The sequence below is a fragment of the Streptomyces scopuliridis genome (assembly GCF_042790125.1).
Taxonomy (GTDB): domain Bacteria; phylum Actinomycetota; class Actinomycetes; order Streptomycetales; family Streptomycetaceae; genus Streptomyces; species Streptomyces scopuliridis_A.
Window position 1 is genome coordinate 315,387 of the sequence record NZ_JBHTZS010000006.1, and the last position, 9,147, is coordinate 324,533.

General features: G+C 72.0%; 5 protein-coding genes. 2 read left to right on the plus strand and 3 right to left on the minus strand.

The window, feature by feature from the left end:
* Positions 1 to 410 precede the first annotated feature (410 nt).
* The 3 genes from ACFRKB_RS12680 to leuS all read right to left on the minus strand — a co-directional run bounded on the left by ACFRKB_RS12680 (position 411) and on the right by leuS (position 5,144).
* Positions 411 to 1,256 carry a DegV family protein gene (locus ACFRKB_RS12680; RefSeq protein WP_383105610.1) on the minus strand — a complete coding sequence of 282 codons (846 nt, stop codon included), beginning with the start codon at positions 1,254 to 1,256 and terminating at the stop codon, positions 411 to 413.
* A gap of 75 nt (positions 1,257 to 1,331) precedes the next feature.
* Entirely contained in the window at positions 1,332 to 2,075 is a 744-nt protein-coding gene (locus ACFRKB_RS12685) for a hypothetical protein (protein ID WP_383105611.1), read from the minus strand.
* Positions 2,076 to 2,237: 162 nt separating this feature from the next.
* Entirely contained in the window at positions 2,238 to 5,144 is a 2,907-nt protein-coding gene (leuS, locus tag ACFRKB_RS12690) for a leucine--tRNA ligase (RefSeq protein ID WP_383105612.1), read from the minus strand.
* Positions 5,145 to 5,741: 597 nt separating this feature from the next.
* On the opposite strand from leuS, the gene ACFRKB_RS12695 reads away from it, so the two are divergent.
* Together ACFRKB_RS12695 and ACFRKB_RS12700 are read left to right on the plus strand one after the other, a co-directional pair.
* Positions 5,742 to 7,388, plus strand: a complete 1,647-nt coding sequence (locus tag ACFRKB_RS12695; RefSeq protein WP_383105614.1) for a hypothetical protein — start codon at positions 5,742 to 5,744, stop codon at positions 7,386 to 7,388.
* Positions 7,385 to 8,980 carry an NADH-ubiquinone oxidoreductase-F iron-sulfur binding region domain-containing protein gene (locus ACFRKB_RS12700; RefSeq protein ID WP_383105615.1) on the plus strand — a complete coding sequence of 532 codons (1,596 nt, stop codon included), beginning with the start codon at positions 7,385 to 7,387 and terminating at the stop codon, positions 8,978 to 8,980. The genes ACFRKB_RS12695 and ACFRKB_RS12700 overlap by 4 nt, the downstream gene beginning before the upstream one ends.
* The last annotated feature ends 167 nt before the right edge of the window (positions 8,981 to 9,147 follow it).

Below are 9,147 nucleotides of genomic sequence, written 5' to 3' on the forward strand. Positions count from 1 at the left end.
CGGCGAAAAGCGCCTCCGCACGGCGGCGCGCGTCCGTCCGATCAGGAGGCGGGTCCGGGGCAGCCGGCGGGACGGTGTCCAGGACCGGGGCCGTACCTCCCGCGCCGCCGACGCGCGACAGCGCCGTACGCGGGCGGGTTCGTAGCCTGCCGGGCCGGCCATGACGCCCATGACGGGCCCGCCCGTCGGAGCCCGGGGCACGGCCGGGGCCACTGCTGACAGAGATTACGGAGCGTGTTCGGAGAGTCATGCCACAAGACGGTAGGCACCTCTGCCCGACCTCGCTGAGCAGGCCGAATTCCCGTGGACAACAAGCGAGTTGTGGATAACTCGACCACTCTTACGAGTGGCACATCTTACGAGTGGCAACAGACCCACCGGCCCGGCGACCGGCCACCCGCCGAGCCGCGTCAGCGCGGAGAGATCACAGCCCCCAGCAGCCCCGGCCCCGTATGCGCCCCGATCACCGCGCCCACCTCGCTGACATGCAGATCCACCAGCCCCGGCACCCGCTCACGCAGTCGCTCGGCCAGCGTCAACGCCCGTTCGGGTGCGGCCAGATGGTGCACGGCGATGTCCACCTCGCCCGTGCCCGCCCGTTCGGCGACGATCTCCTCCAGCCGCGCGATCGCCTTCGAGGCCGTACGCACCTTCTCCAGCAGCTCGATACGCCCGCCGTCCAGCTGGAGCAGCGGCTTCACCGCGAGCGCGGAGCCCAGCAGCGCCTGGGCGGCGCCGATGCGGCCGCCCCGGCGCAGATAGTCCAGCGTGTCCACATAGAAGTACGCGGAGGTACCGGCGGCCCGCTTCTCGGCGGCGGCCACCGCCTCGTCGAGCGTGCCGTCCCCCTCCGCCGCCTCGGCCGCCGCCAGCGCGCAGAACCCGAGCGCCATCGCCACCATGCCGGTGTCCACCACCCGTACCGGCACGGGAGCGTCCTTCGCCGCGAGCACGGCCGCGTCATACGTCCCGGAGAACTCGGCCGACAGATGCAGGGAGACGATCCCGGTCGCGCCGGACTCGGCCGCCTCGCGGTACGCGGCGGCGAAGACATCCGGGCTCGGCCGCGACGTGGTCACGGAGCGTCGCTTCTGGAGCGCCAGGGCGAGCGAACGGGCCGAGATCTCCGTGCCCTCCTCCAGCGCGCGGTCACCGAGCACGACGGTCAGCGGCACCGCGGTGATGCCGTGCCGCTCCATCGCCTGCGGCGGCAAGTAGGCCGTGGAATCGGTGACGATCGCGACATGGCGGGACATGAGCGGGAGGTTACCCGTCGTCGCCCCTGGTCGGCAGCCCGCCCCCATGTCAGTGATCGTTTCCGCCCAGGAACCTCACGTCGTGGTCTCGGGCTTGGTCTGCCCCGGCGCCTTCTGCCACGGGTATGTCTGCTGCCGCCGGTCCGGCGGCTCGATCGCCTCGGGCCTGCCCTGGGCACCGGCCGCGGGACCCGCCCGCTCCGCCCCGGCTGCCCCGGCCCCGGAGCCCTCCGGCTCGGGCCACATCGCAGGCTCACGCTCCGGCTGTACCTCCGCCGACGACCAGTGCCGCAGCGCCCCGGACTCCACGTCGATCTGCGCGCTCAGCGACGACAGATCGTCCTCCGCGAACTTCCGCGCCCGGTCCCGCGCCGCCCACCGCAGTGAGTCCGCCGCGTGCGTGATCTGTTCCGTACGCTCGCGTACGTCCTGAAGCCGCTCCGCGACCCTCACCCGGTCCGGATCCCGCTCCAGCTGCCGCAGCTCGTCGTCCAGCTCATGGCCGTGCACGCTCAGCCGCTGGAAGAGCTCGACCGACTCCGCCAGCGAGGCGTCCTCCGCCACACCGGCCTGGAGCGCGTCCTGCGTGGCCCGCATCGAGGTCCGCAGCCTCAGCCGCAGCTGCGCCAGCTCCCCCGCCGCGCCCGTCTGGCCGAGGCTTCTGGCGCGCAGCGTGGTGTCCTCGACGGTCCGGCGGGCCTGCGAGATCGTACGGTCGACGCCCCGCTTGGCCGCACGCACCGCCTTCACGCTCACGAACACTCCCAGTGCGACGAAGGCGACGAAGAGCAGCGCCACGATCAGGATGACGACGTCCATGGGCGCCCCTTCGCGTTCGGTCGTGTCCGTGAGCGGCTTCCCGATTGCCGCTTCTTCCACCGTAAACGGAACAGGCAGGCCAAGGGTTCCGTAGGAACCCCCAACCTGCCCGTAGGGGAAAGCCCTGTGTCCCGCGAACGGGCGGCACTGAGCGGGATCGAACTAAGCGGGAACGATGTTCACCAGCTTCGGCGCCCGCACGATCACCTTCCGGATGCCCCCGCCGCCCAGCGCCGCGACCACCGCCGCGTCACCCAGCGCCAGCGCCTCCAGCTCCTCGTCCGAGATCGACGGCGAGACCTCCAGCCGCGCCTTGACCTTGCCCTTGATCTGCACCACGCAGGTCACGGACTCGTCGACCACATACGCCGGGTCCGCGACCGGGAAGTCCTGGTGGACGACCGAGTCGGAGTGGCCCAGCCTGCGCCACAGCTCCTCGGCGATATGCGGGGCCAGCGGCGCGATCAGCAGCACCAGCCGCTCGGCGACCGACCGCGCGACCGGGCCGCCCGTCTTGGTCAGGTGGTTGTTCAGCTCGGTCACCTTCGCGATGGCCGTGTTGAACCGCAGCCCCGCCATGTCCTGCGAGACCCCGTCGATCGCCTTGTGCAGCGCGCGCAGCGTGTCGGCGTCCGCCTCGGGATCCAACTCCCTGTCCACGACGGTGACCTCACCCGTCGTCTCGTCCACCACATTGCGCCACAGCCGCTGCAGCAGCCGGTACTGGCCGACCACCGCGCGGGTGTCCCACGGCCGCGAGACATCCAGCGGGCCCATGGCCATCTCGTACAGCCGCAGCGTGTCCGCGCCGTACTCGGCGCAGATCTGGTCCGGAGTGATCGCGTTCTTCAGGGACTTGCCCATCTTGCCCAGGACGCGGCTGACCTTCGCGCCCTGGTACCAGTACGTGCCGTCCTCCCGCTCCTCGACCTCGGCGGCCGGCACCGCGATACCGCGGCTGTCCCGGTAGACGAACGCCTGGATCATGCCCTGGTTGTACAGCTTGTGGAACGGCTCGACCGAGGAGATGTGTCCCAGGTCGAACAGCACCTTGGACCAGAAACGCGCGTACAGCAGATGCAGGACGGCGTGCTCCGCGCCGCCCACGTACAGATCGACACCGCCGTGCGGCCGCCCTTCGCGGGGGCCCATCCAGTACTGCTCGATGGCCGGGTCGACCAGCTTCTCGCTGTTGTGCGGGTCCAGGTAGCGCAGTTCGTACCAGCACGAACCGGCCCAGTTCGGCATGGTGTTGGTCTCCCGGCGGTAGCGCTTGACGCCCTCGCCCAGACCCAGGTCCAGCTCCACATCGACCCAGTCCGCGTTCCGGGACAGCGGCGTCTCCGGCTGCGTGTCCGCGTCGTCGGGGTCAAACGTGCGTGGCGAGTAGTCGTCGACCTCCGGCAGCTCCAGGGGCAGCATCGACTCGGGCAGCGCGTGCGCCGTACCGTCCTCGTCGTAGACGATCGGAAACGGCTCGCCCCAGTACCGCTGACGGCTGAACAGCCAGTCGCGCAGCCGGAAGTTGACCGTCCCCTCGCCGATACCGCGCGCGGCCAGCCACTCCGTGATCCGCGCCTTGGCCTCGGTGACCCCCAGGCCGTCCAGCGAGATGTCCTCGCCGGCCGAGTTGATGAGACGCGCGTCGTACGAGGCGAACGCGTCGTCCCACTCCGCGGGGTCGGTGGAGCGGCCGTCCGAGGGCTCGACCACACAGCGCATCGGCAGCTCGAAGGCGCGCGCGAACGCGAAGTCGCGGCTGTCGTGCGCCGGTACGGCCATGATCGCGCCCGTGCCGTACCCCATCAGCACATAGTCGGCGATGAAGACGGGTACGCGGTCGCCGCTGACCGGGTTGATGGCGTACGCGCCGGTGAAGACGCCGGTCTTGTCCTTCGCCTCGGCCTGCCGCTCGACGTCGGACTTCGACGCGGCCTGCTTGCGGTACGCGTCGACGGCCTCGGCGGGGGTCGCGTGGCCGCCCGTCCATACGTCGTGCGTGCCCTCGGGCCAGGCGGCCGGGACGATCTTCTCGACCAGGTCGTGCTCCGGCGCCAGCACCATGTACGTGGCGCCGAACAGCGTGTCCTGACGCGTGGTGAAGACGGTGATGGCGTCCATGTGACCGTCGTCACCGACATGGACCGGGAAGTCGACGCGCGCGCCCTCGCTGCGCCCGATCCAGTTGCGCTGCTGGAGCTTGATGGCCTCGGGCCAGTCCAGCGCGTCCAGATCGTTCAGCAGCCGGTCCGCGTAGGCGGTGATCCGCATGTTCCACTGGCGCAGCTTCGCCTTGAACACAGGGAAGTTGCCGCGCTCGGAGCGGCCGTCCGCGGTGACTTCCTCATTGGCCAGGACCGTGCCCAGTCCGGGGGCCCAGTTGACGGGCGCGTCGGAGGCGTACGCCAGCCGGTACTCGCCCAGGACGTCGGCGCGCTCGGCGGCGTTCAGCGCGCTCCAGGGGCGCCCGTCGGGCGTCGCGCGCTCCCCGCTCTCGAACTGCGCCACCAGCGTCTCGATGGGGCGCGCCTTGTCCGCGTCCTTGTCGTACCAGGAGTTGAAGATCTGTACGAAGATCCACTGGGTCCACTTGTAGTAGTCCGGGTCGATCGTCGCCACGGACCGGCGCTTGTCGTGGCCCAGACCCAGCCGGCGCAGCTGGACCTTCATGTTGTCCATGGCGGCCTCGGTCGACACGCGCGGGTGCGTGCCGGTGGCGACCGCGTGCTGCTCGGCCGGCAGGCCGAAGGCGTCGAAGCCCAGCGTGTGCAGCACGTTGTGCCCGGTCATGCGCTGGTGGCGGGCGAACACATCGGTGGCGATATAGCCCAGGGGATGACCGACGTGCAGTCCCGATCCCGAGGGGTACGGGAACATGTCCATGATGAACTTCTTGGGCTTCGCGACCAGCTCCGGGTCGCCGGCCAGCTCACCCGTCGGGTTCGGCGCCTCGTACGTGCCCTCGGCGTCCCAGAAGTCCTGCCAGCGTGCCTCGATGTCGGCGGCCATGGCCGCCGTGTAGCGGTGCGGCGCCACCGGCTCGGCGGCAGCGGAATTCGTCTCGCTCATGATTCTCTGAAGCTCCATCGATCGTCTCTGCCAGCGGATTCGGCCGTGCCATTCGGCGAATGGCGGCGCCAGGTCGGTGAACGAAAAAACCCCTCACACAGGAGGGGACGCCGCGCCGATTCCGACCGGATCTCTGTCATCCGTCGGGACTGATCAGCGCGGCCCGCTAAGCAGAAGGCGTACGGCACGCATGGCGTCAGGGTACCGCAGCGCCCGGAGGGCCCGCACCGGCGTATCACGCGGGGCGACGTCCGGCCAAGATCACGACCGACACCCACCGCCGGAAGGGGAGAGTCCGGGGAGGCAGCGAGGAGGGGCCGGGGAGGGTCTGCGCAGAGACAGGGTGAGCATGACCCAGAGGGTTGACAGAAAGGCTTGACAGGAAAGCGGCGTTGGGCATGCCGGAGGCCCCCGAGGGAGCGCCTCGGCGATCGCCGCATCCGGCTTACGCCGCGTATCGGCCCCTATCCGGGCAACCGAGGAGTCGGATAACTCACCTTGCCCCGGCTAAACCCGCAAACCGCGTACTGCCCGGTATGGCGCCACCTAGCATGCGGCAGCGGGACCGCTTTCCCGAGCCATTCGGAGTTGCCCCCCATGAACCCTCAACGCAAGCCCAGTTCGTCGCTCAGCCTGGATCCCGCCAAGAGCCGGCAGTTACAGGGCGGAGTCTCCGTGGCCGCGCTCGTACTGGTACCGCTGCTCGCCGTCGCGGGAGGCGACGATTTCCGTGCCTTCCTCGATTTCGGCGCCGGCGTGCTCTCGCTGCTGTCCCTGTCGGGGGCCGTCGTCTGGGGCCTCATAGCCACCGACCGGTTACTGCTCTCCCCACGGCACCGGCTGCTGGCCCAGGCCGTCCACCGAGCGACGGCGGTGGCCTCGCTCGGCTTTCTGCTGCTGCATGTCACCGTCAAGGTCTCGCTCGGGCATGTGGCGCTGATCGGCGCCCTGGTGCCGTTCGGCCTCGGTGTCAACGGCGCCAACGGACTCATCGGCTTCGGTTCGCTCGCCGGACTGCTGATGATCATCGCCGCCACGACCGGTGCGATGCGCAGCGCCTTCGCGCTCCCCGGCCGGTTCGCGGGGCGCTGGCGGGCGGTGCACATGCTGGCCTACCCGGCCTGGTGCTTCGCTCTTGTGCACGGCCTCTTCGCGGGCCGCCCCGCGGCCACGTATGTCACCGCGCTCTACTGCCTCACCCTGGTCGGTGTGGCGGCCGCCGTGTCGGTACGGCTCTTCCCCCGCCCGGTCAAGCGCCGGATCGCCGACAAGATCGTGTCGCTGACCGGCGCGAACGGGGCGACCGGCGCGAACGGGGCCGCCCGCGACGCGGCGGAGACCGAGCCGTCCCGGCGCGATCTCGCCTCGGACCCGCTGCCGGGCGCGACGGGCATTCCGCCGCGGCCCCGGTACGCGGGCCGCCTCCAGCGCGAGCCCGCCGTCCCCGGCCCGCCGCCGGGATCGCCGCTCGACCCGCCCCGTACGCCGCCGCGGCTCGCCGCCCCTTCCCCGCCGCTGTACGAGGCGCCCCGGCCGCCGGCCGATCCCTTCCTGGCGGTCGACCCCCTGGCCGACACTTTCGTCGCCCCCCGCCCCGGCGCGTACCAGGGCCTCGGGGCCGATCCCCTGTCGGACACCGGTACGGGTATCTCCGCCGGCTACCGCGCGGTCTCGCTGGGGACCGAGGCCACCACACGGATGCCGGTGCCGCCTCCTCACCCCGGGCCGCCCCCCGGCGGGGTACCGCTCGCCGAGCGCATACCGATGACCGAGGAGATCCCGGTCGTCCCCGGAGAGCCCGCGGGCAGGCCGGGCGGCTGGCCGGCCCCGTCCCCGCCACGGCCGGCGCGGGCCTTCACTCCGCCCACGCCGCCCCCCTACGGCGCGGGCCCCGCCGCGGCCTACGGCCCGACGGGAGCGTCCCCGTACGGCACCGGCGCCTATGACACCGGATCCGTCCCCGCGTACGGCACGGGCACCGTTCCCCCGTACGACTCCGGCTCCGTCCCCGCGTACGACAGCGGGTCCTACGACGGCGGGTCGTACAACGGGTACGGCGGGTACGACGGGCAGGCGTCGGCCGCCCCCGCTCCGGCCTCCCCAGGTGCCACCGTCCCCGCTCCAGCCTCCCCCGCTGCGGTCCCCGGCCAGGACACGCCCGATCCCGTCGAACCACCGCCCGGTCCCCTCTATCCGCCCCCGGCCGGGGAACCCTGGCACGCACCCGCAGGAGACCGACCGTGAACACCCCGAACACCCCGCTCCCCGATGTCCCCGAAGTCCGCGTCGTCGGCCTCCCCCAGCTGACCCAGGGTTTCGACCTGGTCGAACGCCTCGATCTGCCCATGCATCTCAAGGTGCACGGCCCGCTGGAGCCGATGACCGGCGAGCGGCTGGCGCAGCTCGCCGAGAACATCTCCCTGACCGGCCGGGGCGGCGCCGGCTTCCCGTTCGGCAAGAAGCTGCGGGCGGTCGCCGAGGCCGCGATCCGCCGCGGTGTCCGGCCGGTCGTCGTGATCAACGGCAGCGAGGGCGAGCCCCCCTGCCGCAAGGACACCGTCCTGATCAACCGCGCCCCGCATCTCATACTCGACGGCGCGCTGCTGGCCGCCGAGGCGCTCGGCGCCCGCACGCTGGTCGTCGCCGTCACCCGCAACTCCACCGAGATCTCGATCCGCGCGGCCCTCGCCGAGCGCGGGCTGTCCGACCGGCGCGGCCAGGCGCTGCGCGCGCGGGTGGTCCGTACCCCCGAGCGCATGGTCTCGGGCGAGGCGTCGTCCGTGATCCGGGCCATCGGCGGCGGGCCCGCCCTGCCGCCAGGCCGCCGTGAGCGCGCCGCCGAGTCCGGCGTGGGCGGTCTCCCGACGCTGCTGTCGAACGCCGAGACCTTCGCCCAGCTGGCGGTCGCCGCCCGTATCGGTGCCCGCCGTTACGGCCACACCGGGCTCGACAGCGAGCCGGGGACGGTCATGCTCACCATCTCCGGCGCGGTCGCCCGTCCCATGGTGGTCGAGGCGCCGTCGGGGGTGCCGCTGCGGTACATCCTCCAGATGGCCGGTGCCCCGCCGATGCCCCAGGGCGTGCTGACCGGCGGCTACCACGGCAACTGGATCGACGCGATGGCCGCCCATGAGGCCGTCATCTCCAAGGAGTCCTTCGCGTCCTTCGGCGGCGCGCTGGGCGCCGGCGCGATCCTGCCGATCGGCCCGGAGACCTGCCCGCTGGGTGAGGCGCTACGGGTCGCCAACTGGCTGGCGGCCGAGACGGCGGGGCAGTGCGGCCCCTGCAAGCTCGGGCTGCCCGCGGCGGCAGGCGGGCTCTCCGATGTCATCAACGGCGGCGGCCAGGCCGCGCTGGAGGCGCTGCGCGCGGTGACCCAGGCGGTCAAGGGCCGGGGCGCCTGCAAGCACCCCGACGGCTCCGCGCGGTTCTTCGCCTCCACCCTGTCGGCGTTCACCGACGACCTCGCCGCGCATGTGCTGGACGGCGGCTGCGGGCGCGAGACGACGGGGGTGCTGCCGCTGCCGGGACCGGGCTACCAGGAGGCGGAGGAGTCCATTCCGAGCGGGGAGAAGCTCGCGGTGGACTGGACGCTGTGCCAGGGCCACGGTCTCTGCGCGGACATCGTCCCGGAGCTGATCCGGATGGGACCCGACGGCTATCCGGCGCTCGCGGACGCGTCGGTTCCGATGCATCTGCGCGGGCGTGCGCAGCGCGCGGTGCGCCGTTGTCCCGCGCTCGCGCTCCGTATCGAGCAGCCCGCGCCGACGCGCGCCGACCGTTCCCCGCGCGCGGCCCTGCCACCCAGCGGCGGCCGCAAAGCCCTAGACAAGTAAGTCCGAAGTCCCGTCTGCCTGGGGCTTACTTGTCTGGGCCCCGGGCGCGGTTGAGACATAGAGCCGACGGCATCCACGACACAGAAGCGGGGGGCCCCCCCCCCGCCGGCCCCCACACTCCTGCCCCGGCCTCTCCCCCGCTGGCACCGTAGCCGGGGCACCCCCTA